Consider the following 24,474-nt stretch of genomic DNA (forward strand, 5'->3'; position numbering starts at 1 on the left):
AGAGGCATCGTGGACGCGATACCGTCCTCCTCCCGCCCACCCGCCCGGCCGATCCTCGCCCTGCCCCCTGCCAACTTGGCTTTCCAGCTCCTTCCGCGCCAAGGAGAGTGCGTCATCAACGCGTCCAGCCCGCCCCCCGCCGTAGAACTTCACGGCATCACCAAGCGCTTCCCCGGCGTCGTCGCCAACAAGGACATCGCGATCACCGTCCGCAAGGGCACGGTCCATGCCCTCATCGGTGAGAACGGTGCCGGAAAGTCGACCCTGATGAAGATCCTCTACGGCATGCAGAAGCCGGACGAGGGCACCATCGCCATCGACGGGGAGCAGGTCACCTTCAACAACCCCGGCGACGCCATCGCCCGGGGCATCGGCATGGTGCACCAGCACTTCATGCTTGCCGACAACCTCACCGTCCTGGAGAACGTGGTTCTCGGCGGCGAGAAGCTCCACGGCATCGGCTCCAAGGCCCGCAAGAAGATCCTGGAGATCTCGGACGCGTACGGCCTCGGCGTGCGCCCCGACGCCCTGGTCGAGGACCTCGGTGTCGCCGACCGCCAGCGCGTGGAGATCCTCAAGGTCCTCTACCGCGGCGCCCGCACCCTCATCCTCGACGAGCCCACCGCGGTGCTCGTGCCGCAGGAAGTGGACGCGCTCTTCGACAACCTGCGCGAGCTCAAGGCCGAGGGTCTGACCGTCATCTTCATCTCGCACAAGCTGGGCGAGGTACTGAAGGTCGCCGACGACATCACCGTCATCCGCCGCGGCACCACCGTCGGCACCGCCGACCCGAAGACCGCGACCACCAAGCAGCTCGCCGAGCTGATGGTCGGTGCGGAGCTGCCCTCGCCGGAGACCCGCGAGTCCACGGTGACCACCACCCCGATGCTCCAGGTCGAGAAGCTGACCGTCGCCGAGCACGGCATGCCCGTCGCCACCGAGGAGACCGTCCGCACGCCGGGCCTGTCGGACGCCAACGTGCCCGAGATCGTCGAGGCCGGCCGCCTCCTCCTCGACGAGATCACCTTCACGATCCACAAGGGCGAGGTCCTCGGCATCGCCGGTGTCGAGGGCAACGGCCAGACCGAGCTGATCGAAGCCCTCATGGGCATGCTCAGCCCGGACTCGGGTGTCATCACCCTGGACGGCAACGACATCACGAAGGCGCCGGTGCGCAAGCGCCGCGAGGGCGGCATCGGGTACATCCCCGAGGACCGCCACCGCCACGGCCTGCTGCTCGAATCCTCGCTGTGGGAGAACCGCATCCTCGGCCACGTCACCGAGAGGCCCAACTCCAAGCGCGGCATCATCGACCCGAAGGCCGCCCGCAGGGACACCGAGCGGATCGTGCGCGAGTACGACGTCCGCACGCCCGGCATCGAGGTCACCGCGTCCTCGCTCTCCGGCGGCAACCAGCAGAAGCTGATCGTCGGCCGCGAGATGAGCCACAACCCGAAGTTCCTCATCGCCGCCCACCCCACCCGTGGTGTGGACGTCGGTGCGCAGTCGCAGATCTGGGACGCGATCCGGGACGCCCGCCGCGAAGGCCTGGCAGTCCTGCTGATCTCCGCGGACCTGGACGAGCTGATCGGCCTGTCCGACACCCTGCGCGTGATCTACCGCGGCCGCCTGGTCGCGGACGCCGACCCCGCGACCGTGACCCCCGAGGAGCTCGGCACCGCCATGACGGGCGCCGCCTCCGGGACCCTGGAAGCCACCGACAACCACTCCGCCGCCGGTACCGACGCTGGTACCGACTCCCCGGAGGACGAGGCCCGATGAAGAAATTCGACAAGGACCGGCTGCTCCTCGGCTTCGCCGGGCCCGCTCTCGCCCTGGTCACCGCGTTCCTGCTGACCATGCTCGTGCTGGCCGCGACGGGTGTGGACCCGATCGAGCCGCTGCGCCTGATGGTGGAGAACGCCAGCTACGAGGACGTCCAGGTCCTCATCGTGAACCAGGCGGGCACGTACTACCTGGCAGCCCTGGCCGTGGCCATCGGCTTCCGGATGAACCTCTTCAACATCGGTGTCGACGGCCAGTACCGCCTCGCGGCGATGCTGTCCGCGGTGGTCGGCGCGGCCGTGACGCTGCCCGGCCCGCTGCAGATCCTGCTGATCGTGGTCGTCGCCATGTGCGTCGGCGCCTTCTGGGCCGGCATCGCCGGTGTCCTCAAGGCCAAGCGCGGCGTCAGCGAGGTCGTGTCCACGATCATGCTGAACGCCATCGCGACCAGCCTGATCGCCTGGCTGATCCTGCCGAAGAACCTCGGCGTCCAGCCGGCCGGCTCCAACGACCTCACCACCGGTGACATCCCGGACTCCGGCTGGTTCCCGGCCGTGGACCTCGGTGACGGCCTGGAGATCTACGGGTTCACCTTCCTCGCGTTCGCGCTGGGCATCGTCTACTGGTTCGTGCTCAACCGGACCCGCTTCGGCTTCGACCTGCGCGCCACCGGCGCCAGCGAGTCCGCCGCCCAGGCCTCCGGTGTGGACGCCAAGAAGATGATCATCACCTCGATGCTCATCTCCGGCGCCGTCGCCGGTCTCGCCGGCATGCCGGTCCTGCTCGGCGAGAGCCACACGTACAGCCTGGCCTTCCCGGTCGGTGTCGGCTTCACCGGCATCACCATCGCGCTGCTCGGGCGCAACAGCCCGATCGGCATCTTCTTCGCCGCCTTCCTGATGGCCTTCATCGACAAGGCCTCGGCCTCGCTCGACACGGCCGGGTACGCGAAGGAGATCGGCACGATCATGAAGGGCCTGATCGTGATCGCCGTTGTCGTCTCGTACGAGCTCGTCCGCCGCTACGGCATCCGCCGCCAGCAGCAGAAGGTCGGCGAGGAGCTGGCTGCAGGCCACGCCATCAAGACCGATAAGGAGGTCGCGGCGTGAGCACCAGCACCGTCTCCGCGACGAGTGCCGCCCCGAAGAAGGCCGGCGGCCGCAAGAAGCTCACCCTGCCGTGGATCATGCTGATCATCGCGGGCGGGCTCGCGCTCGTCTCGCTGGTCCGCGTGATCAGCGGGGCCAACGACCTGACCTCCATCGGTCAGGTCTCCGGAGCCCTCCAGCTCGCGGTGCCGATCGGCCTCGCCGGCCTCGGCGGCCTGTGGGCCGAGCGAGCGGGCGTCGTCAACATCGGCCTTGAGGGCATGATGATCCTCGGCACCTGGTTCGGTGCCTGGGCCGGCTACCAGTGGGGTCCCTGGACCGGCGTCGCGGTCGGCATCCTGGGCGGTGCCCTCGGCGGCCTGCTGCACGCGATCATCACGGTCACGTTCAACGTCAACCACATCGTCTCCGGTGTGGCCGTCAACATCCTCGCGCTGGGCTTCACCCAGTACCTGTCGAACTTCACCTTCGCGAACGCGCCCGGCGGCTCCTCCAAGCAGTCGCCGCGCGTCGACGAGATCTACAAGATCACCGTGCCGGGGCTGTCCGACTGGATGGCCACGCTCCAGGCCAAGCACTGGTTCTTCGTCTCGGACCTCGCCGGCCTCGTCGGCGGCCTGGTCACCGAGCTCTCGCTGCTGACCGTCGTCGCCCTGCTGCTGATCCCGGGCACCTGGTGGGTGCTGTGGCGCACCACCTTCGGCCTGCGCCTGCGCTCCTGCGGTGAGAACCCCATCGCCGCCGAATCGCTCGGCGTCAACGTCTACAAGTACAAGTACATCGCCGTGGTCGTCTCCGGCGCCCTGGCGGGCCTCGGCGGCGTGTTCCTGTCGATCGTCGCCAGCCCCATCTATCAGGAGGGCCAGACCGGCGGCCGCGGCTACATCGGTCTCGCCGCGATGATCTTCGGTAACTGGATGCCGGGCGGCATGGCGCTGGGCGCCGGCCTCTTCGGCTTCACCGACAGCCTCAAGCTGCGCGGTGGCGCCGAGAACGTCCACGCGATGCTGCTGCTCCTCGCGATCCTGCTGGTGCTGGTCTGCGCCTGGCAGCTGTACAAGAAGAAGCACTTCCAGGGCGCCCTCTCGGGCGTCTGCGCCGGTGGGCTCTTCCTCTGGTACGCGCTCACGGACGCGGTCCCGAGCCAGTTCGTGGACGCGGCCCCGTACCTGACGACGCTGCTCGTGCTCGCGCTGTCCGCGCAGCGGCTGCGGATGCCCAAGGCGGACGGCATGCCGTACCGCAAGGGCCAGGGCAAGTGACGACGGCGATCCACCCCGACTGGGAGGCCCTGCGGGAGGCCGCCCGGGACGCCATGTCCCGGGCGTACGCCCCCTACTCGCAGTTCCCGGTCGGGGTCGCCGCCCTCGTCGACGACGGCCGGATCGTCGTCGGCTGCAACGTGGAGAACGCCAGCTACGGGCTCAGCCTGTGCGCCGAGTGCGGGCTGGTCTCCTCCCTGCAGGCCACGGGCGGCGGCCGCCTGACGCACTTCACCTGCGTCGACGGCAAGGGCGACATCCTCGTCCCGTGCGGCCGCTGCCGTCAGCTCCTCTTCGAGTTCGGTGGACCGGAGCTGCTGGTGGAGACCCCGAAGGGGGTCCTTCCGCTGGCCGAGATGCTGCCGCAGGCCTTCGGGCCGGACCACCTGAGATAGCCGCGTCGACGGCCCTTCGCCCCTGCCGGGCGAAGGGCCGTCGCACTTCCCTCTTCTTCTCTTCTCTCTCCACCCTCTCTATGCGCGTAGAAGGAAGCACCACATGGACGTCATCTCCGTCATCCGAACGAAGCGTGACCGGGGCGAGCTGAGCCCCGAGCAGATCGACTGGGTCATCGACGCGTACACGCGCGGTGTCGTCGCCGACGAGCAGATGTCGGCGCTGGCGATGGCCATCCTGCTGAACGGCATGAACCGGGCCGAGATCAAGCGCTGGACCGCAGCGATGATCGCCTCGGGCGAGCGGATGAACTTCGACTTCCTCTCCCGCCCGACCGCGGACAAGCACTCCACCGGCGGCGTCGGCGACAAGATCACCCTGCCGCTGGCCCCGCTCGTCGCCGCCTGCGGCGCGGCCGTGCCGCAGCTGTCGGGCCGCGGCCTCGGCCACACCGGCGGCACCCTGGACAAGCTGGAGTCCATCCCCGGCTGGCGCGCGCTGCTCTCCAACGAGGAGATGCTGCACGTCCTGGACACCACGGGCGCGGTCATCTGCGCGGCGGGCGACGGCCTGGCCCCCGCCGACAAGAAGCTGTACGCGCTGCGCGACGTGACGGGCACCGTCGAGGCCATCCCGCTGATCGCCTCCTCGATCATGTCGAAGAAGATCGCCGAGGGCACGGGCTCGCTCGTCCTCGACGTGAAGGTCGGCACCGGCGCGTTCATGAAGAACATCGAGGACGCGCGCGAGCTCGCCTCGACGATGGTCGCCCTCGGCACGGACAGCGGCGTCAAGACGATCGCCCTGCTCACCGACATGTCCACCCCGCTCGGCCTGACGGCCGGCAACGCGCTGGAGATCCGCGAGTCGGTCGAGGTCCTGGCCGGCGGCGGCCCCTCCGACGTCGTCGAGCTGACCCTGGCGCTGGCCCGCGAGATGCTGGACGCGGCGGGCATCAAGGACGCCGACCCGGCCAAGGCCCTGGCCGACGGCTCCGCCATGGACGTCTGGCGCCGGATGATCTCCGCCCAGGGCGGCGACCCGGACGCGGCCCTCCCGGTGGCCCGCGAGCAGCACGTGGTCACCGCCCCCTCCTCGGGCGTCCTGACCCGCCTGGACGCGTACGGCGTAGGCGTGGGCGCCTGGCGCCTGGGCGCCGGCCGCGCGCGCAAGGAGGACCCGGTGCAGGCGGGCGCGGGCATCGAGCTCCACGCCAAGCCGGGCGACACCGTGGTGGCCGGCCAGCCGCTGATGACCCTGCACACGGACACCCCGGAGAAGTTCGAGTACGCCCTGGCCTCCCTGGAGGGCACGTACGACATCGCCCCGGCCGGCACGGCGTTCTCCGCCACGCCGATCGTCCTGGACCGCATCGCCTGATCCGCGGCCCCCTCAACGCGTCGGCGCGGCTCCCCGTCCGGAGCCGCGCCGGCGTTTTTTCGTACGCGGAAGAGCGGCCGACGGGCCCGCCGATGAGTTCGGGCGGGCGCGGCAGTCATCCCCTCGTGGAGATCATGCGACTCGTGCTGCCCGGAGCCGGAGAGGCCTTGCGGGATGTGGAGGGGCTGTGCGTGCGCCTGGTGCGGCTGTACGAGGACGGGGCCGCCGCCGTGGAGTGCGACGTCGGCGCCGTCACCGCGGCGGACCTGGGCGCCGTCGAAGTGCTGGCCCGGTTGCGGATCGCCGCGCGCGGGCGGCCGCTGCGGGTGACCGGGGTCCGGCCTGAGCTACGGGGGCTACTGGACCTCGTAGGACTCCTCCAGCTGCTCGGGGAGGCCGAAGAGCGGGAACCAGCGGTCGGTGTCCAGGAAGGCGTTGAGTCCGGTGATCCGCCCCTCTGAGATCTCCAGGACCTGGAGCGCCCACGGCACGTGCCCCGGCTTCCCGTCCTCCCGCGGCCGGTACTGGCCGAAGGCCGGCAGGCCGTTCGCCGTCGTCGGGACCAGGCGGGAGCCCTTGCAGCCGATGCCCTGGTTCAGATGCCAGGCCGCGATGTCCGCGGGCCCCTGGAGCCACAGGTCGAACGGCGGCATCGACAGCACCGCGTCCTCGTGCAGCAGGGTGGTCAGCCGCGAGATGTCGTACGCCTCGAAGGCGGAGAGGTACCGCTCCAACAGCTTCACCTGCTCCGCGTCCAGCGGGTCCGCCGCGTCGCTCTCGCGCATCCGGCTCGCCGAGAGCGTCGCACGGGCCCGCTGGAGGGCGCTGTTCACCGACGCCACCGTCGTGTCCAGCAGGGTCGCGACCTCGTCCGCCTTCCACGCCAGCACCTCGCGCAGGATCAGCACCGCCCGCTGCTTCGCCGGCAGGTGCTGCAGCGCCGCCACGAACGCCAGCCGCACGGACTCCTTCGCCAGCGCCATCTCCGCCGGATCGGCGGTCTGCGGCAGCACCCGCCCGTCCGGCACCGGCTCCAGCCACGTCACCTCGGGCCGCTCATTGAGCACCGCCGACGCCTGGTGCTGCGGAGCGCTGAGGTCCATCGGGCGGGCCCGCTTCTTCCCCGCGCTCAGCAGGTCCAGGCAGACGTTCGTGGCGATCCGGTACAGCCACGAGCGCAGCGAGGACCTGCCCTCGAACTTCTCGAAGCTGCGCCAGGCACGGACGTACGTGTCCTGCACCGCGTCCTCGGCGTCGAAGGAGGAGCCGAGCATGCGGTAGCAGTAGCCGGTGAGCTCGACCCGGTAGCGGTCCATCGCCGCGTCCAGGTCGGATTCGATACTCGTGGCGACGTCACTCATGGCTGTCTTCCCCCAGTAGGTCCGATGTCCCGAAGCTACCCGAGGGGTCTGACAACGGCAGCCGGACGCCGCCCGCTACGTACCCGGCTTGCGGCCGTACACGTACACGTCGTCCCCCTTGGCCAGCAGGTTCCAGTACGCCTTGGCGTCCGCGAGCCGCATGTTCACGCAGCCGCCCGACCCCGGCGGGTTCCACATGCTCTTCTCCACCGAGTGGAAGGCGATCCCGCCGTCGAAGAACTGCGCGTACGGCATCGACACGTCGTAGATGGTCGACCAGTGGTCGATGCTGCGGTAGTAGATCCGCTTCAGGCCGGTCCGGGTCTCGGTGCCGTCCTTCCCGGTCCGCACCGGCACCGGGCCGTACTTCAGGGCCGCGCCGTCCTGGACCCAGCTGAGCTGGCGGGTCAGGTCGACGCAGGCGATCCGGCCCAGGTCCACCGGGCACTTCCCGTCCTTGTTCGGGGTCGTGCCCGCCGCCCGTTGCGCCAGCATGGTGCTCATCGTCTGCCAGGTGAGCGGCCCGGCGTACCCCGCGGTCGGGGTGATCCCGTGCTGCGCCTGGAACGCCTTGATCGCCTGGCAGTCGGCCGCGGACTGCGACCCGTCGACCGGCCGCCCCAGGAACTGCTCCACCTGCCGCTGGTACGGCCCCGTGGTCACGTTGCACGAGCCGGCGGCCCGCGCCGCACCGCCCCCGCCGACCACCAGCGGGACCGCGAGCGCCACCGCCCCGCAGACCACCGCCGCCGCACGTCGTCCCGTACGCGTCAGCCCCGTATGCATCCACCCCGTACGCATCCGTCCCGTACCCATCCGCATCAATGTCACGTCGTACTCCCTCCCACCCCCACTCCTTCCCGGCGGGGAGGGGCAACGCGCCGGAGCCCGGGGCGGCTTGCGCCTCCGGGCTCCGTAATTCCGCTCGTACCGATGCCGTACGCACCGGTCCCTCCGCGGCCGTATCAGCGTGCGGCGGCCAGCGAGCCGTGACGCCGCTCGGCGCGCGCCGCGTGCGAGCCGTACAGGGTGATCGACACGACGCCGAGCACGGCCAGCAGCGCGATGCCCACCGTCGCCGCCCAGCCCGCCGAGTGGTACGCGAGGGCGCCGAGCGTGCCGCCCGCGCTGGAGCCCAGGTAGTACGCGGACTGGTACAGCGCCGAGGCCTGCGCGCGGCCCGTCGTCGCGGTCCGGCTCACCGCCGCGGACGCCACCGCGTGGCCCGCGAAGAAGCCGGCGGTGATCAGGACCAGCCCGACGAGGATCGCGGCCAGCGAGTCCGCCAGCGACAGCAGCAGGCCCAGCGCGGTCGTGGTCACCGCCAGGTACAGCGCCCCGCGCCGCCCCGCCCGGGCCACCAGCTGCCCGGCGGCCGCCGAGGAGACCGTACCGACCAGGTAGATCAGGAAGATCGACCCGATCACGCCCTGCCCCAGGGAGAACGGCTCGTCGACCAGCCGGTAGCCGATGACGGTGTAGACGGCCCCGAAGACGGTCATGAACAGCGCGCCGATCCCGTACAGGCGCAGCAGCAGCGGATCCCGCAGGTGCCCGGCGACCGTACGGCCGACCGCGCGCGGGTTCAGCGAGGCCGGGCGGAAGAACCGGGCCCGGGGGAGCAGGACGAGGAACGCCGCCGCGCAGGCCAGTGCCATGATGCCGACGGCCAGCAGCCCGCCGCGCCAGCCCCACGCCTGGGCCGCCCAGCCGGTGACGAGGCGGCCGCTCATGCCGCCGATGGAGTTGCCCGCCACGAACAGGCCGATCGCGCCCACCAGCGCCTTCGGCTTGACCTCCTCCGCCAGGTACGCCATCGCGGAGGCCGGGATGCCGGCGATCGCCGCGCCCTGGACGGCGCGCAGCACCACCAGCCACTCCAGGTTCGGCGCGAACGGTACGAGGAGGCCGACGCCGACGGCGACCAGCATGGAGACCGTCATCATCCGGGTCCGACCGAAGCGCTCGGAGAGCGCGCTGAGCGGCAGGACGAACAGGGCGAGTGCGCCGGTGGCCGCGGACACGGTCCAGCTGGCCTGACCCGCCGTCACCCCGAACCCGTCGGAGATCGCGGGCAGCAGCGCCTGGGTGGAGTAGAGGAGGGCGAAGGTCGCGAGTCCGGCGGCGAAGAGCGCGAAGCTCATCCGGCGGTAGCCGGGGCGGCCGGGGGCGTGGGCTTCCGGTGCGGCAGGAGACGACGGGGTGGAGGCACCCGTGGTGACAGGTGCCCCGGTATGAACGGGAGGCATGCAAAGACCGTAGACCCGCCGCGTTTCATGCGTCCAATGCACAGAATCGCGATAATCAATCCACTGCTGCATGACCGCAGCTCAGAAGGGTGCCTGTCAATGAACCGTTACGAAGAAGACATCGCGGTGACAGGTTTGCTGGCACCTCGCCTCGCGTACTTCGCCGCCGTCGCCCGCCACGAGCACGTCACCCGCGCCGCGCACGAGCTGGGCGTCCCGCAGTCCACCCTCTCCCGGGCCATGGTCCGGCTCGAACAGGACCTCGGTGTCACGCTGTTCGCCCGCAAGGGCCGCACCGTCGCCCTCACCACGGCCGGCCGGACCTTCCTCGCCTCGGCCGAGCGGGCCCTCGCCGAGATCGCCCGCGCCGCCGAGTCGGTGCAGCTCGACGCCGATCCGGCCCTCGGCAAGGTGGCGTTCGGCTTCCTGCACACCCTCGGCCCCGAGACCGTACCCGGCCTGATCCGCGCCTTCCGCGCCGACCACCCGCGCGTGCGCTTCTCCCTGGTGCAGAACTACGGCGAGGCCATGCTGGAGAAACTGCGGGCCGGCGAGCTCGACCTCTGCCTGACCTCACCGCTCCCGGACGCGCCCGACCTGGTCGCCCGCCGCCTCGACGAGCAGCGGCTGCGCCTCGTCGTCCCCGACGACCACCGGCTGGCCGGCCGCAAGCGCATCCGCCTCGCCGAGGCCGCCGAGGAAACCTTCGTCACCCTGGAAGCCGGCTACGGCCTGCGCCGCATCACCGACGACCTGTGCGCGGAGGCCGGGTTCACCCCGCGGGTGGCCTTCGAGGGCGAGGAGGCCGAGACCCTGCGCGGCCTGGTCGCGGCGGGCCTCGGCGTGGCCCTGCTGCCACCCCCGGCCGTGGCCCGCCCCGGCGTGGTCGAGCTGACGGTGACGGCCCCCCGGGCGGTCCGCGAGATCGGCGTGGCCTGGCTGGACGGCCACCCCGATACCCGCCCGGTGGCCGAGTTCAAACGCTTCCTGCTCTCCCGCCGCGGCCGCCTCATCCCGGAACTGCACGGCGGTCCCCTCGGGCACCCCGGTCAGGATCCGGCGCCGCCCTCGGGATCCGGCGCCGGAGCCGCGGAGAGCAAGTAGCCCGCCTGGAAGCGGGACTTGGCGCCCACCGCCCGCATGATCTCCGCGATGTGGCGCTGGCAGGTGCGCTCCGACATGCCCAGCCGGCGCGCGATCACCTTGTCCTCCAGCCCCTCCGCCAGCAGCCGTACGATCAGCTGCCGCAGCTCGTCCGAGAGCGAGCGCGCCGCCTCCGGGCTCACCGTCGTCGGGAAGGGCTCCGCCACCACCCACGAGCGCTCGAACGCCGACGTCATGAAGTGCACCACCGCCGGCTCCCGCACCACCAGCGCCGCCCCGGCGCGGTCCGGCACCGACATCAGCCCCGTGTGCCCGTCGAAGACCAGCATCCGCATCAGCCCGTCGCCCAGCGTCCGTACCCGCGCGCCCAGTGCCGTCACCCGCTCCACGTACGCCGCCGTGGGCCGCGAGTAGCGCGCCGTGTGCTGGTAGATCGTGCGCATCCGCACCCCGCGCGCCAGCAGCGACTCGTCCCGCCCGATCGCCTCTTCCAGCGTCTCCAGCGGCCGGCCCCCGCCCGGCTGCGAGGCCAGCAGCTCCTGCCCGCACTCCGCGACCAGTTCCGCGATCAGAGCGCGCGCCGCCCCCAGGTCGGTGACCAGCTCCAGCTCCGCCCGCCCCGAGCCGTTCCGTTCGAGGTGCGCCGCCCCCGCCTCGTACGCCGGGACCAGCGCCTCCAGCCGCCCGCGCAGCCGGTCCATCTCGTCGTGGGTCTCCCGTACGAGCAGGGCCAGCGGGGCCAGCGCCCGGGCCGCCGCCGTCCGCGGCGCGACCGCGCTCCACCGCTCCGGGCCGCCGCCCGGGGCCCGCTGCAGCAGGTGCGCGGCCGCCAGCTCGGTGATCGCCGCGGCCGCCCGCGCCCCGAGGTCCCCGGTCGCCTCGGCCTCGGCGAACGAGTGCCGCTCCACGGCGTACGCGTACAGCCGCCGGGCGGCGCGGCTCAGGTCGCCTCCGGACGGCGGGTCGGCTTCGTCGGCTGGCATAGGCGTATTCGTCCCGGCTTGGGGATGTTTATAAACCCCTCGTGTTCCCGCAAGGCGGCAAGACGACGCCCGATCGGGCGCCGTGCACATATGCCGAACCGGCACAGTGGTCACACCGGGTGAAGGGGGAAACGCGGTGACGGGGGAGCGGGAGCGGGCGCGCGGGACCGGGCGGGGGCCCATGGCGGTCCTGCCGAGCCCGCGCCCCGCCGTGGTGGTCGCGCCGGGTCCGCCGGTGCCGTCCGACCGTGAGGGGGCGGAGCGGCGGGTACCGGCGGACCGGCGCGACCACAGCCGCCTGGTCGGCGCCGTCGGCCGACCGGGACCCCTCACCCCCGATTCACACGGGATTCACGTACCGCCGCCACCGTGGGGGTATGGCCCTCACGAGGCGTGAAGTTCTGGCGACCGGTGTGTCCGGCGCCGCCGCAGTCACCACCCCGCACCTGTCCGCGCCCTCGCCGGACACCCGGATCCTGACCGGCATGATCCCCCCGGGCGCCCCGGACTTCGTGGAGATACCCCTCGATGTACCGCGTGGAGTAAGCGAGTTGAGAGTGGCGTACACGTACGGCAAGCCGCCCGTACCGCCCGGCACCCCCGGAAACGCCCTCGACATCGGCATCTTCGACCAGCACGGCACCGCCCTCGGCGGCCGCGGCTTCCGCGGCTGGTCCGGCGGCGCCCGCAGCGAGTTCTTCCTGCGCGCCGACGAGGCGACCCCCGGCTACCTGCCCGGCCCGATCGGCGCCGGCCGCTGGCACGTCCTGCTCGGCCCCTACACCGTCGCCCCGCAGGGACTCCCGTACGAGATCACCGCTCGCTTCACCTTCGGCGAGCCGGGCACCGCACCCCGCCCGGTCTACCCGCCCCAGCGCGCCCGGGGCCGCGGCCGGGCCTGGTACCGCGGCGACTGCCACATCCACTCGGTGCACTCCGACGGGCGGCGCACCCCGGCCGAGATAGCCGCCCTGGCCCGCACGGCCGGCCTGGACTTCATCAACTCCTCGGAGCACAACACCCACAGCGCGCACGCCGCCTGGGCCGACGCGCTCTCACCGGACCTGCTGATCCTGACCGGCGAGGAGATCACCACCCGCACCGGCCACGTCCTGGCCGTCGGCACCGACCCGGGCACCTTCGTCGACTGGCGCTACCGGGCCCGCGAGAACCGCTTCGGCCGGTTCGCCCGTACGATCCGGGGCGCGGGCGGCCTGGTCGTACCGGCCCACCCGCACGCCACCTGCATCGGCTGCGCCTGGAAGTTCGGCTTCGGCGAGGCCGACGCCGTGGAGGTGTGGAACGGCCCCTGGACCCCGGACGACGAGGTCTCCCTGGCCTCCTGGGACGCCACCCTGCGCGGCGCTGACGGCGAGCGGTGGCTGCCGGCCGTGGCCAACAGCGACCACCACCGCGACCCGGACCGCATCGGCGGCCCGCAGACCGTGGTCCTGGCCGAGGACCTGACCCGGGAGGCAGTCCTCGCGGGGATGCGGGCCGGGCGGTCCTACGGGGCCGAGTCCGCCCAGGTCTCGGTCGCCTTCGAGGCGGTGGGCCCGTACGGGGAGCACGCCGGCATCGGGGAGACGCTGCGGCTGGCCCCGGACGCGGACGTCCTGATCCGGCTCACGGCCACGGGCGCCCCGGGCTGCGAACTGCGGCTGATCACCGACCAGGGCCTGGCCGTGACCTCGTCGGACGCCGCCCTGGAATGGCGCACCAGCCCCGCCCGCTCGGCCTACGTACGGGCCGAGGTCCGCCACCCCGCCACGCTCCCGCCGCTCCCGGGCGCCCTGGCGGCGTTCACGAACCCGGTGTGGCTGCCCACGGGGTGACCGTCGACGTACCCGGAGGTCAGGAGGCCGGCTTCGCGTACGTGACGAAGCCGGTCCAGTCGACCGCCACGCACTGCTCGTCGCCGAGGACCCAGGCGTCGTGTCCGGGCTCGACCTGCATGAAGTCGCCGGGGCCGTACTCCTCGCTGGCCCCGTCGTCCATGACGACCTTCATCCGGCCGCTCACCACGTAACCCGTGTGCGCGGCCTCGCAGCTGTCCGTGCCCGCCAGCGGCTTGATGTGCTCCGACCAGCGCCAGCCCGGCTCGAAGACCGCACGGCCCACGGCACCGCCGTCGGTCTGGATGACGTCGAGCCGGCCCTTGCCGTCCGCGAACGGACGGGTCTCGTCCGCCTGGTCGAAGCTCTTGCGCACGATCGCGGCCATACCGCATCGCCTCCCGCAGAGAAGAGCCCCGAGTCCACTCCTCACTTTACGCTCGGGCGGCCCGGCGGCCCATCCGCTCGCCGCGGCCCCTCAGCCCCGCAGGGAACGCCCGAAGCCCGCCGCGAGCGGCATCCGCAGCCCCAGCGGCGGCGGCGCCGCCAGCGCGTCCGTCACCGGCCGCGAAAACCGCCCCGAGAACATCGCCCCCAGGATGAAGTCCACGGACAGCGCCACGACTTCCGCCTGGTGCTCGCGCAGCCGGTGGCCGTCCGAGTGCACCTCGAACCGGCACGTCGAGCGGTTCGCCTTCTTCGCCTGCGCCGCCAGCCGAAACGATGCTTCCGGGTCGCTGTGCGAGTCGTTCGTCCCGTGCACGATCAGCACCTGCCGCCCCGACAGCTGTTTCACCGGTTCCGGGGAGTCCGGCGAGACCACCTCTCCCAAGGAAGGGGCAAGCGCCAGCACCGAGTTGACGGCCTCGTGGCCCGCCGCCCGCAGCGCCGCCCGGCCGCCCGCGTCGTACCCGGCGAGGCACACCGGCACGTCCCCGTACCTGTGCACCACCTCGTCCGCCGCCCACCGGGCGTCGTCCTCCCGGCAGGCCCCCCTGCCGTGCAGCACGGTGTGCGCGACCAGCCCGTCCGCCCCGCCCGCCCGGACCAGTGCCCGCGCGAGCGGACGCACAGGACCGGGGGACAATCTGGATTTACCGGGGAGTAAGAGGACGACTCCGTTGACCGTGCTGCCCGTCGAGACCGAGCCGTTCGCGCCGGCCGCCCGCCCCAGGCGGGCCCCGCGCGCCGGCGGCGCATGCTGTGCCATGGCCGAACATTCTCAGACTGACAGGTGTACGTGACCCGTCCGTACGGTCTCTGTTACGTATCGACCCCTGTCGCCAACGCGCTGCTCTACGCGCGTAGGAGTAGAGTGCCCGGATGACGAGCGAGACCCCCAACCTGCCCACCCCGGATCAGATCCGCCGCTCCCCGAAGGTGCTGCTCCACGACCACCTCGACGGTGGCCTGCGCCCCGGGACCATCATCGAGCTGGCGCACAAGGTCGGCTACGAGAACCTTCCCGAGACCGACGCCGACAAGCTGGGCGTCTGGTTCCGCGAAGCCGCCGACTCCGGCTCCCTGCCGCGCTACCTGGAGACGTTCGCGCACACCTGCGCCGTCATGCAGACGAAGGAGGCCCTCTTCCGGGTCGCCTCCGAGTGCGCCCAGGACCTGGCCGAGGACGGCGTCGTGTACGCCGAGATCCGCTACGCCCCTGAGCAGCACCTCGAAGCCGGACTGACCCTCGAAGAGGTCGTCGAGGCCGTGAACGAGGGCTTCCGCGAGGGCGAGCGCCGCGCGCGCACCAACGGCAACCGCATCCGCGTCGGTGCCCTGCTCACCGCGATGCGCCACGCCGCCCGCGCGCTGGAGATCGCCGAGCTCGCGAACCGCTACCGCGACAACGGCGTGGTCGGCTTCGACATCGCCGGCGCCGAGGCCGGGTTCCCTCCCACCCGCCACCTGGACGCGTTCGAGTACCTCAAGCGCGAGAACAACCACTTCACCATCCACGCGGGCGAGGCCTTCGGCCTGCCGTCGATCTGGCAGGCCCTGCAGTGGTGCGGCGCCGACCGCCTGGGCCACGGGGTGAAGATCATCGACGACATCGAGGTCGCCGCCGACGGTTCCGTGAAGCTGGGCCGGCTGGCCTCGTACGTCCGGGACAAGCGCATCCCCCTGGAGATGTGCCCCACCTCGAACCTGCAGACCGCCGCGGCCGCCTCGTACGCCGAGCACCCGATCGGCCTGCTGCGGAAGCTGCACTTCAGGCTGACGGTCAACACCGACAACCGCCTGATGAGCGGCACCAGCATGAGCCGCGAGTTCGAGCACCTGGTCGACACCTTCGGCTACACGCTCGACGACATGCAGTGGTTCACCGTCAATGCGATGAAGTCCGCGTTCATTCCTTTCGATGAACGACTGGCCATGATCAATGAGGTCATCAAGCCCGGTTATGCGGAGCTGAAGTCGGAGTGGCTGTTCCAGCAGACCGCTTCGACCAGCGGTTCTGTCTCGGCCTAGGCCATGGCGTGACAGACGGAAAGCGCCCGGGAGGAGCAATTCCCGGGCGCTTTCTCGTATTTACGTATGTTTGCGGGCGGCGGTTTGAAGTGACTAGTTTGCGGAGCCGCTCAATTCCCCGTCGCAAGGACTAAATCTTCATGAAGAAGTCAGCTGCCAAGACCCTCGGTGCCGCCGCCCTCGGTGCCGCCTTCGTCGCCGCCGCCGCGGGCTCCGCCTCGGCCGCCGTGCCCGCGATCGGCCTCTCCGACGCGCTGGGCACCGTGACCGGCGCCGCGCAGGGGCTGACGAGCCAGCAGCACGTCAGCGCGAAGGACGGCCAGCAGCAGAGCGACCCGGCCGCCCCCCTCAACCAGCTCACCGATGCGATCGGCCCCACCCTCGGTGGCCTGCCCGTCGGCGGCGCGCTCGGCGGCTGATCACCGCCGGAACCCTCCGCGGACTCGTCTGCGGATTTTTCGCACGCGCACGTACGTGGCGCACGCCGGTTCGATCGGGTGTGTGCCACGTCGTGGCGTGTGCCACGATCACCACCAACTGCCCGCCGACGCACTGGGTATGAGGTCATCGGTCATGCGCTTGAAGGCACGAGTCACGGTCGGAGCGGCCACTGCCGCCCTGCTCCCCGCCCTCCTCCTGGGGGCCGTGGGATGCAGCAGCAACAAGGACGCCCCCGCGGCCGGCAAGACGCCCGACCCCAAGGGCTCCGCCCCCGCGGGCTCGGCCGCCGCGTCCCCGGGCTCCGCCCCGAGCGGCTCGGCCGCGCCGAAGGCCGGGGCGAGCAAGCTGGAGCGCTCCGCGCTCGAACAGGGCGATCTGCCCGGCTACCAGGTCTCCGCGCAGGGCAAGAACCCGAACGCCCCCGACGGTCAGCCCCAGGCCGACCGCAAGGCATGCCAGCCCCTGGCCGACATCATGGGCGACCAGCCGGACCCGGCCTCCCGCGACACCGTCAACCGCGGCATCGGCTCCCAGAAGCAGGTCGGACTCGCCGTCTCCGCCTCCGTCAGCTCGTACGCCGAGAGCGACGCCAAGGCACTCATCGCCCGCCTCCGCAGCGCCGTCGGCGCTTGCGGTACGGGCTTCACCGCCACCGTCGACAAGCAGAGCGGCAGCTACCGCGAGGTACGGGCCGCCGAGTACAAGACGGCCGGCGACGAGACCGTCAGCTGGACCACCACCGCGGCCGCCCAGGGCGTCTCGGCCCAGGTCCACGTGGTCGTAGTCCGTCAGGGCGCCACCGTCGTACGGCTGATGGCCCTCAACGTCGCCGGGGCCCAGCAGAAGGCTCTGGTCCCGCAAGAGGTGGTGGACAAGCAGCTGGAGAAGGTCCGCGGCGCGAACTGACGCCCCGGGCTTTCCGCCTCGACCGCTTTGCCGGGCCTTTTACGGTGCGCTTTACCAGGCGTTCGAGGCGGACTTCTCGTTCGGCAGCAGCAGCCACAGCGCCAGGTAGATCAGGAACTGCGGGCCGGGCAGCAGGCACGATACGACGAAAATGACGCGCATCGTGTTCGCGGATATTCCGAAGCGACGCGCCAGTCCGGCGCAGACGCCGCCGATCCAGCGGCCGTCACGGGGGCGGACAATCGCGCTCATGGGTTCTCCTCTGTGGCATTCGGCGGGAGGCTTTCCCGCGATGCCTCAATACTCCCGCGGCACCGCCGACAAGACGTCGGTCCAGGGGCCGAGCCCGACCCTGGGAATTCTCGGGGTGGACCCCTGAGAGGACTGCTCGGAGCGCCGCGAGCGCCGCAGCCGCGCACGCAGCGCCGGTACGACGGCCACGTGCGCGAGTACGACGCCCAGCCCGTTCAGCAGCACCGAGTCCACGTCGACCACCTGCCCGGGGACCGAGCTCTGGAGCATCTCGATGAGGAGCGAGACCAGCACCCCCGCGGCGGCGGTCCGGCCCAGCGAGGACCACGCGGCCAGCGGCGAAGGCGCCAGGTTCCCGTTGACGAGCGGCAGCAGGACCCCGAGCGGGGCCAGCAGCGCCAGCGCCTCGCCGATCCGGCGGGCCGCCTCCAGCGGTCCGTACGAGAGGTCCGCCCGGATCCCCTCCAGCGGGGTCAGATTGGCCGCGGCCGCCCAGGGCACGTCCAGGGGCCGCAGGGTGAGCCAGCCGACGAGGAGGAGGTGGGCGACCAGCAGCCCCCCGCCCAGGAGCCGGAGCCGGAGGTGAATGGCGGTGGCGGCACTGCGGCCGACCTCGTTGCGCTGCACATGTGCGAGGACGCAGGCCCCGGTGGCCGCGGTTCCGGTCGGACCCTGTGAGCGGGCTCGCATCAACCCGTACGGGGGGCCGCACGGGCCCGGCGTCAGCCGATCGTCAGCCGATGACGAGCAGCACGATCAGGAACACCGCGCCGAGGGCGACGGGGGCGAGGACCTCGTACGACCACCGCACGCGCACGTCGCCCTGGGCGCCGGCCCGCGAGGCACCGCGCTCGGCCAGCTCCCGCAGCTCGCTCACGACCTGGTCGGCCTGGGCCCGCTGCGGTTCGGCGGAGGCGGCCGGGCCGGCCTTGCCCGGCGAACCCGCGGCGCCCTTGCCGGTGAGCCCGCCGCGGCGGGAGAGCTCCTGCCGGCTCTGCTGCCGGCTCGCCTTCTTCCGCTCGCGCAGCGAGACCGGGACGGACCACAGCTGGTACTTCGAGCCCCCGGCCAGCACCTCCGCCGAGTACCCGGCGCGCACCGCGTCCACGGCGGCCCAGGGCAGCTCGATGACCCGGAAGGGGTTCCGCACGCGCAGCCGGTCGTCATTGGCGAAGACGGCCGGGCGGATCGTGAACGCCACGACCAGCGGTACGGCCAGCAGGGCGATCGCCGCGGCGAACCACGGGGCGTTCCCCGACCCCCGCACGATGGCGTCCCCGCACAGCCACGCGATGAGCGCGAGCAGCAGCACCCCCGTGACGACGGCCATGGGGGAGCGGTAGACCCGGTCTTCGTACGCCGGCTCTTCGGGGGGCTGCTGGCTGCTCATGAGGCCGATTCTGCCTCAAGCCGTCTCAGCCGACGAGATCGGCGTACACGATGATGTTGTCGGGCCGGTGGCCGTCGGTGATCTCGCCCCCGCAGGTGATCAGCCGCAGCTCGGGGCGCGCGGTGTTCCCGTACACCTTGGCCGTCGGGAAGCTCTTCTTGTCGACCTGTTCCAGCGCGCGCACCCGGAAGACGGCGGAGCTGCCGTCCGCCCGGGAGACGGTGATCTCGTCCCCGGCGTGGATCTTCGCCACGTCGCGCAGTACGGCCGGGCCGCGCACGGTGTCGAAGTGCCCGATGAGCACGGCCGGTCCGGTCTCGCCCGGGGTGACGCCCTTCGTGTACCAGCCGATCCGGTCCCCGTTCGCGACGGAGGGCACCTCGACGCTGCCGTCGGCGGCCAGCCCCAGCTTGAGCAGCGGGCCCGTGTCCACCCCGGCCGCGGGGATCCGTACCCGTACGGGCTCGGAGGCGGGCAGCGGGGCGGCGGGCGCGGCCGACGCCGTCGGGGCGGACGGGGCGGTCGGGGCCGCCGCCGGGGCCGCGGCGATGCGGGGCGCGGGCGGGGGCGCCGGCGCGGCCGGTGCGCCGCCGCAGCCGGTCAGGGCGGCGAGGGCGAGCGGACCGAGCAGGGCGGCGGCGAGCAGGGGACGGACGCGGTGGGCCATGGGGTGCTCCGGGAAACGGGCCCGGCGGGCCACCGTGGAGGTGGCCCGCCGGAGGCAGGAACGGGAGGGAACGGGTCGGAAAGGGAAGGTCAGCCCCGGCTGCGGGCGGCGCGGCGGCCACGGGCCAGCAGGGCCACACCCAGCCCGGCGAAGATCGCGACGAGACCCGCGCCGGCGGCCACGGTGGTGCTGTTGTCGGTGTCCTCGGCGGCGAACTCGGCCCCGGCGGCCACCCCGCCCTTGGGCACGACCACGGTCTGCGCCCCGGTCTGCGCCTTCACGTCGGCGACCGGCTTGACGGAGGTCGTGGCAGGGGTCTTGGCGGTCGGCTGCGCGGAGGGCTTGGCGGACGGCTTGGCGGAGGGCTCGGTCGACGGCTTGGTCGACGGCGTGGTGGCCGGCGTGCCCTTCGGCAGCATGTAGAAGTCCGAAGCCCCCTCGCCCTTCCGGTACACGTTGAGCCCGTAGCCGCCCGCGTCGGTGAGCGTGTACTCGGTGTCCTCGATCACCGCGCGGCGGTTGGAGAGATCCAGCTTCGCCAGCACGCGGCCCGCCCAGCCGTCGGCCGGCTTCCAGTTGTCGCCCACGGCGCGGATCCAGACCTCGGGGCCCTCGGACTCGTTGCGCAGCACCGCGATCCGGTTCTTGCCGACGAGAACCACTTCGCCGTCGTAGCGGCCCTTGTCCGACGAGGACGCGGAGACCGCGGTCACCGCCGAGACCGAGGTGGCGGCCTGCGGGGCGGTCGCGGCGAGCGCGGTCGCGGCCGGCGCGAGCAGGGCGCCGGCGAGGGCGGCGGTGACGATCGAGGTGCGGAGGGCGGTACGCATAACGACTCCTGGAAGCTGTGTCGCGGGAAGGTGGGAGAGTCGCATGCCCCTTTTCTCTACGGGTTCTCTGCCGAAGCTTTCATCCGGTGAGGTCTGGCGGGCTGCTGAAGAGAAATTTACGGATCCTGTTCGACCGGACGATCGGGTTCCTGTCTTCGCCATGTAACAGGAAAAGTGGAGGTCAGCGGTCCGCAGCGCGATCTTGGACCGGATCCCCGCCGCGCCCGGATGTGCCCGACTCCGCACATATGTGCGCCCGCGGGGGGTGACAGGCAGCTACGCGCGTAGATATGCTCATCTGGTGACCATGCCCACCACCCTCACCGCATTCGCTGACGTGACGACGTCCGACAGCGCGCTGCGCCGCTTCCTGCACGGGCTGCCCGGCGTAGACGCCGTCGGCCTGGAGGCCCGCGCGGCCGCGCTCGGTACCCGTTCGATCAAGACCACGGCCAAGGCGTACGCCATTGACCTGGCCATTTCGATGATCGACCTGACCACGCTTGAGGGTGCGGACACCCCGGGCAAGGTCCGAGCGCTCTCCGCCAAGGCCGTCAACCCCGACCCGACCGACCGCACGACGCCCATGACCGCCGCGGTCTGCGTCTACCCCGACATGGTGGCCACCGCGAAGGCCGCCCTGAACGGCGCCGACGTCAAGGTGGCCTCCGTCGCGACCGCCTTCCCGGCCGGCCGCGCCGCGCTGCCCGTCAAGCTCGCGGACACCCATGACGCCGTCGCCGCGGGCGCCGACGAGATCGACATGGTCATCGACCGTGGCGCCTTCCTCGCCGGCCGCTACCTGGAGACGTACGAGCTGATCAAGGCCATCAAGGAGGCGTGCGTACGCCCCGACGGCACCGCCGCCCGCCTCAAGGTCATCTTCGAGACCGGCGAGCTGTCGACGTACGACAACATCCGCCGGGCCTCCTGGATCGGCATGCTCGCGGGCGCCGACTTCATCAAGACCTCCACCGGCAAGGTCGGCGTCAACGCCACCCCCGCCAACACGCTGCTGATGCTCGAAGCCGTCCGCGACTTCAAGGCGCAGACTGGAATCCAGATCGGCGTGAAGCCGGCCGGCGGCATCCGGACCACCAAGGACGCCATCAAGTTCCTGGTCCTGGTCAACGAGACCGTGGGCGAGGACTGGCTCTCCAACCACTGGTTCCGCTTCGGCGCCTCCAGCCTGCTCAACGACCTGTTGATGCAGCGCCAGAAGCTGAGCACCGGCCGTTACTCCGGTCCCGACTACGTGACGGTGGACTGATCACCATGGCATCCCTTTTCGAGTACGCACCGGCCCCCGAGTCGCGTTCCGTCGTCGACATCGCCCCCTCGTACGGGCTTTTCATCGACGGCGAGTTCGTCGACGCCGCCGACGGCAAGGTCTTCAAGACCGTCTCCCCGTCGTCCGAGGAGGTCCTCTCCGAGGTCGCCCAGGCCGGCGCCGCCGACGTCGACCGCGCCGTCAAGGCCGCCCGCAAGGCCTTCGTGACCTGGTCCGCGCTGCCCGGCTCCGAGCGCGCCAAGTACCTCTTCCGCATCGCCCGGATCATCCAGGAGCGCAGCCGCGAGCTGGCCGTCCTGGAGACCCTGGACAACGGCAAGCCGATCAAGGAAACCCGCGACGCGGACCTCCCGCTCGTCGCCGCGCACTTCTTCTACTACGCGGGCTGGGCCGACAAGCTCGACCACGCGGGCTACGGCGCGAACCCGCGCCCGCTCGGCGTGGCCGGCCAGGTCATCCCGTGGAACTTCCCGCTGCTGATGCTGGCGTGGAAGATCGCCCCGGCGCTCGCCACCGGCAACACGGTCGTCCTCAAGCCCGCCGAGACCACCCCGCTCACCGCGCTGTTCTTCGCGGACATCTGCCGCCAGGCGGGCCTGCCCAAGGGCGTCGTCAACATCCTCACGGGCTACGGGGACGCGGGCGCGGCCCTCGTCGAGCACCCGGACGTCAACAAGGTGGCCTTCACCGGCTCGACCGCGGTCGGCAAGGCCATCGCCCGCCAGATCGCCGGTACGGACAAGAAGGTCACCCTGGAGCTGGGCGGCAAGGGCGCCAACATCGTCTTCGACGACGCCCCCATCGACCAGGCCGTCGAGGGCATCGTCAACGGGATCTTCTTCAACCAGGGCCAGGTCTGCTGCGCGGGCTCGCGCCTGCTGGTCCAGGAGTCGATCCACGACGAGCTGCTGGACTCCCTCAAGCGCCGCCTGAGCACCCTGCGCCTGGGCGACCCGCTCGACAAGAACACCGACATCGGCGCGATCAACTCCGCCGAGCAGCTGGCCCGGATCACCGCGCTCGCGGAGACCGGCGAGGCCGAGGGCGCCGAGCGCTGGTCCCCGGCGTGCGAGCTCCCGTCCTCCGGCTACTGGTTCGCCCCGACGCTCTTCACGAACGTCACCCAGGCGCACACCGTCGCCCGCGACGAGATCTTCGGCCCGGTGCTGTCCGTGCTGACGTTCCGTACGCCCGACGAGGCCGTCGCCAAGGCCAACAACAGCCAGTACGGCCTGTCCGCCGGCATCTGGACGGAGAAGGGCTCGCGCATCCTCGCGGTCGCGAACAAGCTCCGCGCGGGCGTCGTCTGGGCCAACACGTTCAACAAGTTCGACCCGACCTCGCCCTTCGGCGGCTACAAGGAGTCGGGCTTCGGCCGCGAGGGCGGCCGCCACGGCCTGGAGGGCTACCTCGATGTCTGACATGTCGGCGGCACCGTCGCGCCTGAACGTCTTCAAGACCTACAAGCTGTACGTCGGGGGCAAGTTCCCCCGCTCCGAGAGCGGCCGGGTGTACGAAGTGACGGACTCCAAGGGCAAGTGGCTGGCCAACGCCCCCCTGTCCTCCCGCAAGGACGCGCGTGACGCGGTCGTAGCGGCCCGCAAGGCCTTCGGCGGCTGGTCGGGCGCGACCGCGTACAACCGCGGCCAGATCCTCTACCGCATCGCCGAGATGCTGGAGGGCCGCCGCGAGCAGTTCGTCCGCGAGGTCGGCGAGGCCGAGGGCCTGTCCAAGTCGAAGGCCGGCGCGGTCGTCGACGCGGCCATCGACCGCTGGGTCTGGTACGCGGGCTGGACCGACAAGATCGGCCAGATCGTGGGCGGGGCCAACCCGGTCGCGGGCCCGTTCTTCAACCTCTCCACCCCGGAGCCGACGGGCGTCGTCACGGTCGTCGCCCCGCAGGACTCCTCGTTCCTGGGCCTGATCTCGGTGATCGCCCCGGTCATCGCGACGGGCAACACGGCCGTCGTGATCACCTCGGAGAAGTCCCCGCTCCCCGCCCTTTCCCTGGGCGAGGTGCTGGCCACCTCCGACCTGCCGGGCGGCGTGGTCAACATCCTCTCCGGCAAGGCCGCCGAGATGGGCCCGCACCTGGCGTCCCACCAGGACGTCAACGCGATCGACCTGGCGGGCGCCGACGCGGCGCTGGCCAAGGAGCTGGAGATCGCGGCGGCCGACAACCTCAAGCGCGTCCTGCGTCCACAGCCTGTGGACGACTGGAGCGCCGACCCGGGTACGTCGCGCATGACGGCGTTCCTGGAGACGAAGACGGTCTGGCACCCGACGGGTTCGCTGGGCTCGGGCGGATCCTCGTACTGAGGGATCCCCCTCCGAAACCGGCCCCGGCAGCGTCCCCCGCGCTGCCGGGGCCTTCCCGTGCCTCGTCCACGACTACTTCGGCAGCAGCGGTCCGAGCAGCGAGGAGGCGGCCGCCTCGGGCAGCTCGCCGACGGACGGGCCCTGCGTCAGGATCCCCGTGACCATGGTCGTGCCGACCGCGGGGAAGTCGGCGACCCGCGTGGCCACGCCGTTGTCGAGCGGGTCCACGCCGGTGTGGGCCAGCGGGTTCACCTTGAGGTTCGCGATGGGGTCGGTGACCCCCGCGAGGGCCGCCGGAACCGAGAGCTCACCGGCCTGGGCGCCACCGGCGGCCATGGCCAGGGCCGCACCGGCCATGGAGAGCGTGATGCCTGCGGAGCGCAGGGTGGAGCTACCGGGGGCTGCGTGACGTGCCATGGGGTTCCCGCCTGAGGTCGTAGTC

At 71.7% G+C, this 24,474-nt stretch carries 26 protein-coding genes; 14 read left to right on the plus strand and 12 right to left on the minus strand.

Going from position 1 to position 24,474, the window contains the following annotated elements; translation table 11 throughout:
• Positions 1–114 precede the first annotated feature (114 nt).
• The 6 genes from OG509_RS23475 (at position 115) to OG509_RS23500 (ending at position 6,393) form a co-directional block, all read left to right on the plus strand.
• The gene (locus tag OG509_RS23475; RefSeq protein ID WP_406187655.1) at positions 115–1,782 is read left to right on the plus strand and encodes an ABC transporter ATP-binding protein; all 1,668 of its coding nucleotides are present in this window, start codon (positions 115–117) and stop codon (positions 1,780–1,782) included.
• On the plus strand, positions 1,779–2,894 hold the full coding sequence (locus OG509_RS23480; protein WP_030154936.1) for an ABC transporter permease: 1,116 nt from the start codon (positions 1,779–1,781) through the stop codon (positions 2,892–2,894). The genes OG509_RS23475 and OG509_RS23480 overlap by 4 nt, the downstream gene beginning before the upstream one ends.
• The gene (locus OG509_RS23485) at positions 2,891–4,156 is read left to right on the plus strand and encodes an ABC transporter permease (protein WP_406184431.1); all 1,266 of its coding nucleotides are present in this window, start codon (positions 2,891–2,893) and stop codon (positions 4,154–4,156) included. Before OG509_RS23480 ends, OG509_RS23485 begins: the two co-directional genes overlap by 4 nt.
• Positions 4,153–4,551, plus strand: a complete 399-nt coding sequence (locus OG509_RS23490; protein WP_406184432.1) for a cytidine deaminase — start codon at positions 4,153–4,155, stop codon at positions 4,549–4,551. The genes OG509_RS23485 and OG509_RS23490 overlap by 4 nt, the downstream gene beginning before the upstream one ends.
• A gap of 103 nt (positions 4,552–4,654) precedes the next feature.
• Positions 4,655–5,932 carry a thymidine phosphorylase gene (locus OG509_RS23495; RefSeq protein WP_406184433.1) on the plus strand — a complete coding sequence of 426 codons (1,278 nt, stop codon included), beginning with the start codon at positions 4,655–4,657 and terminating at the stop codon, positions 5,930–5,932.
• Positions 5,933–6,066: 134 nt separating this feature from the next.
• Positions 6,067–6,393, plus strand: coding sequence for an STAS domain-containing protein (locus OG509_RS23500; protein ID WP_406187656.1), 327 nt, complete (start codon positions 6,067–6,069; stop codon positions 6,391–6,393).
• Here OG509_RS23500 and OG509_RS23505 read toward each other — a convergent pair.
• The 3 genes from OG509_RS23505 to OG509_RS23515 form a co-directional block, all read right to left on the minus strand.
• Positions 6,289–7,293, minus strand: coding sequence for a sigma-70 family RNA polymerase sigma factor (locus tag OG509_RS23505; RefSeq protein ID WP_406184434.1), 1,005 nt, complete (start codon positions 7,291–7,293; stop codon positions 6,289–6,291). The genes OG509_RS23500 and OG509_RS23505 overlap by 105 nt on opposite strands.
• A gap of 75 nt (positions 7,294–7,368) precedes the next feature.
• Positions 7,369–8,079, minus strand: a complete 711-nt coding sequence (locus OG509_RS23510; protein ID WP_406187657.1) for a L,D-transpeptidase family protein — start codon at positions 8,077–8,079, stop codon at positions 7,369–7,371.
• A gap of 179 nt (positions 8,080–8,258) precedes the next feature.
• The gene (locus OG509_RS23515) at positions 8,259–9,542 is read right to left on the minus strand and encodes an MFS transporter (RefSeq protein ID WP_406184436.1); all 1,284 of its coding nucleotides are present in this window, start codon (positions 9,540–9,542) and stop codon (positions 8,259–8,261) included.
• Positions 9,543–9,641: 99 nt separating this feature from the next.
• On the opposite strand from OG509_RS23515, the gene OG509_RS23520 reads away from it, so the two are divergent.
• On the plus strand, positions 9,642–10,646 hold the full coding sequence (locus OG509_RS23520) for a LysR family transcriptional regulator (protein ID WP_406184438.1): 1,005 nt from the start codon (positions 9,642–9,644) through the stop codon (positions 10,644–10,646).
• On the opposite strand, the gene OG509_RS23525 is transcribed toward OG509_RS23520, so the two are convergent.
• On the minus strand, positions 10,592–11,629 hold the full coding sequence (locus OG509_RS23525) for a LuxR C-terminal-related transcriptional regulator (RefSeq protein WP_406184439.1): 1,038 nt from the start codon (positions 11,627–11,629) through the stop codon (positions 10,592–10,594). The genes OG509_RS23520 and OG509_RS23525 overlap by 55 nt on opposite strands.
• A 377-nt stretch (positions 11,630–12,006) precedes the next feature.
• On the opposite strand from OG509_RS23525, the gene OG509_RS23530 reads away from it, so the two are divergent.
• Complete coding sequence (locus tag OG509_RS23530) at positions 12,007–13,464, plus strand: CehA/McbA family metallohydrolase (protein WP_406184440.1); 1,458 nt, start codon at positions 12,007–12,009, stop codon at positions 13,462–13,464.
• A gap of 19 nt (positions 13,465–13,483) precedes the next feature.
• On the opposite strand, the gene OG509_RS23535 is transcribed toward OG509_RS23530, so the two are convergent.
• Both OG509_RS23535 and OG509_RS23540 read right to left on the minus strand, forming a co-directional pair.
• Positions 13,484–13,852, minus strand: coding sequence for a cupin domain-containing protein (locus OG509_RS23535; protein WP_385584850.1), 369 nt, complete (start codon positions 13,850–13,852; stop codon positions 13,484–13,486).
• A gap of 90 nt (positions 13,853–13,942) precedes the next feature.
• Positions 13,943–14,674 carry an alpha/beta hydrolase gene (locus OG509_RS23540; RefSeq protein WP_406184441.1) on the minus strand — a complete coding sequence of 244 codons (732 nt, stop codon included), beginning with the start codon at positions 14,672–14,674 and terminating at the stop codon, positions 13,943–13,945.
• Positions 14,675–14,787: 113 nt separating this feature from the next.
• Between OG509_RS23540 and OG509_RS23545 the strand changes: the two genes are divergently transcribed.
• The 3 genes from OG509_RS23545 (at position 14,788) to OG509_RS23555 (ending at position 17,283) form a co-directional block, all read left to right on the plus strand.
• Positions 14,788–15,936, plus strand: a complete 1,149-nt coding sequence (locus tag OG509_RS23545; RefSeq protein WP_053692064.1) for an adenosine deaminase — start codon at positions 14,788–14,790, stop codon at positions 15,934–15,936.
• A 140-nt stretch (positions 15,937–16,076) separates the two neighbouring features.
• Entirely contained in the window at positions 16,077–16,355 is a 279-nt protein-coding gene (locus OG509_RS23550; RefSeq protein WP_406184443.1) for a hypothetical protein, read from the plus strand.
• 154 nt (positions 16,356–16,509) lie between these two features.
• The gene (locus tag OG509_RS23555) at positions 16,510–17,283 is read left to right on the plus strand and encodes a hypothetical protein (protein WP_406184444.1); all 774 of its coding nucleotides are present in this window, start codon (positions 16,510–16,512) and stop codon (positions 17,281–17,283) included.
• Positions 17,284–17,334: 51 nt separating this feature from the next.
• Here OG509_RS23555 and OG509_RS23560 read toward each other — a convergent pair whose 3' ends face one another.
• The 5 genes from OG509_RS23560 to OG509_RS23580 all read right to left on the minus strand — a co-directional run bounded on the left by OG509_RS23560 (position 17,335) and on the right by OG509_RS23580 (position 20,422).
• Positions 17,335–17,535 (minus strand): PspC domain-containing protein, encoded by a 201-nt coding sequence (locus OG509_RS23560; RefSeq protein WP_030154957.1) that lies wholly within the window; start codon positions 17,533–17,535, stop codon positions 17,335–17,337.
• 45 nt (positions 17,536–17,580) lie between these two features.
• Entirely contained in the window at positions 17,581–18,162 is a 582-nt protein-coding gene (locus tag OG509_RS23565; protein ID WP_406184446.1) for a VanZ family protein, read from the minus strand.
• 106 nt (positions 18,163–18,268) lie between these two features.
• Positions 18,269–18,925: a PH domain-containing protein gene (locus OG509_RS23570; RefSeq protein ID WP_406184448.1), complete on the minus strand. Its 657-nt coding sequence runs from the start codon at positions 18,923–18,925 to the stop codon at positions 18,269–18,271.
• A gap of 25 nt (positions 18,926–18,950) precedes the next feature.
• A complete protein-coding gene (locus tag OG509_RS23575; protein WP_406184450.1) occupies positions 18,951–19,592 on the minus strand; it encodes a class F sortase in 642 nt (213 codons plus the stop codon).
• An 89-nt stretch (positions 19,593–19,681) separates the two neighbouring features.
• Positions 19,682–20,422, minus strand: coding sequence for a hypothetical protein (locus OG509_RS23580; protein ID WP_406184451.1), 741 nt, complete (start codon positions 20,420–20,422; stop codon positions 19,682–19,684).
• Positions 20,423–20,729: 307 nt separating this feature from the next.
• Between OG509_RS23580 and deoC the strand changes: the two genes are divergently transcribed.
• From deoC to OG509_RS23595, 3 genes are read left to right on the plus strand one after another with little or no spacing between them, the layout of a single operon-like run.
• Positions 20,730–21,692: a deoxyribose-phosphate aldolase gene (gene deoC, locus OG509_RS23585; protein ID WP_385580042.1), complete on the plus strand. Its 963-nt coding sequence runs from the start codon at positions 20,730–20,732 to the stop codon at positions 21,690–21,692.
• 5 nt (positions 21,693–21,697) lie between these two features.
• Positions 21,698–23,134, plus strand: coding sequence for an aldehyde dehydrogenase family protein (locus OG509_RS23590; RefSeq protein WP_384710193.1), 1,437 nt, complete (start codon positions 21,698–21,700; stop codon positions 23,132–23,134).
• A gap of 1 nt (position 23,135) precedes the next feature.
• The gene (locus OG509_RS23595; RefSeq protein WP_406187659.1) at positions 23,136–24,032 is read left to right on the plus strand and encodes an aldehyde dehydrogenase family protein; all 897 of its coding nucleotides are present in this window, start codon (positions 23,136–23,138) and stop codon (positions 24,030–24,032) included.
• A 72-nt stretch (positions 24,033–24,104) separates the two neighbouring features.
• Here OG509_RS23595 and OG509_RS23600 read toward each other — a convergent pair whose 3' ends face one another.
• A complete protein-coding gene (locus OG509_RS23600; protein WP_406184452.1) occupies positions 24,105–24,449 on the minus strand; it encodes a hypothetical protein in 345 nt (114 codons plus the stop codon).
• Positions 24,450–24,474: the final 25 nt, after the last annotated feature.

The sequence above is a fragment of the Streptomyces sp. NBC_01006 genome (genome assembly GCF_045162725.1).
GTDB lineage: Bacteria > Actinomycetota > Actinomycetes > Streptomycetales > Streptomycetaceae > Streptomyces.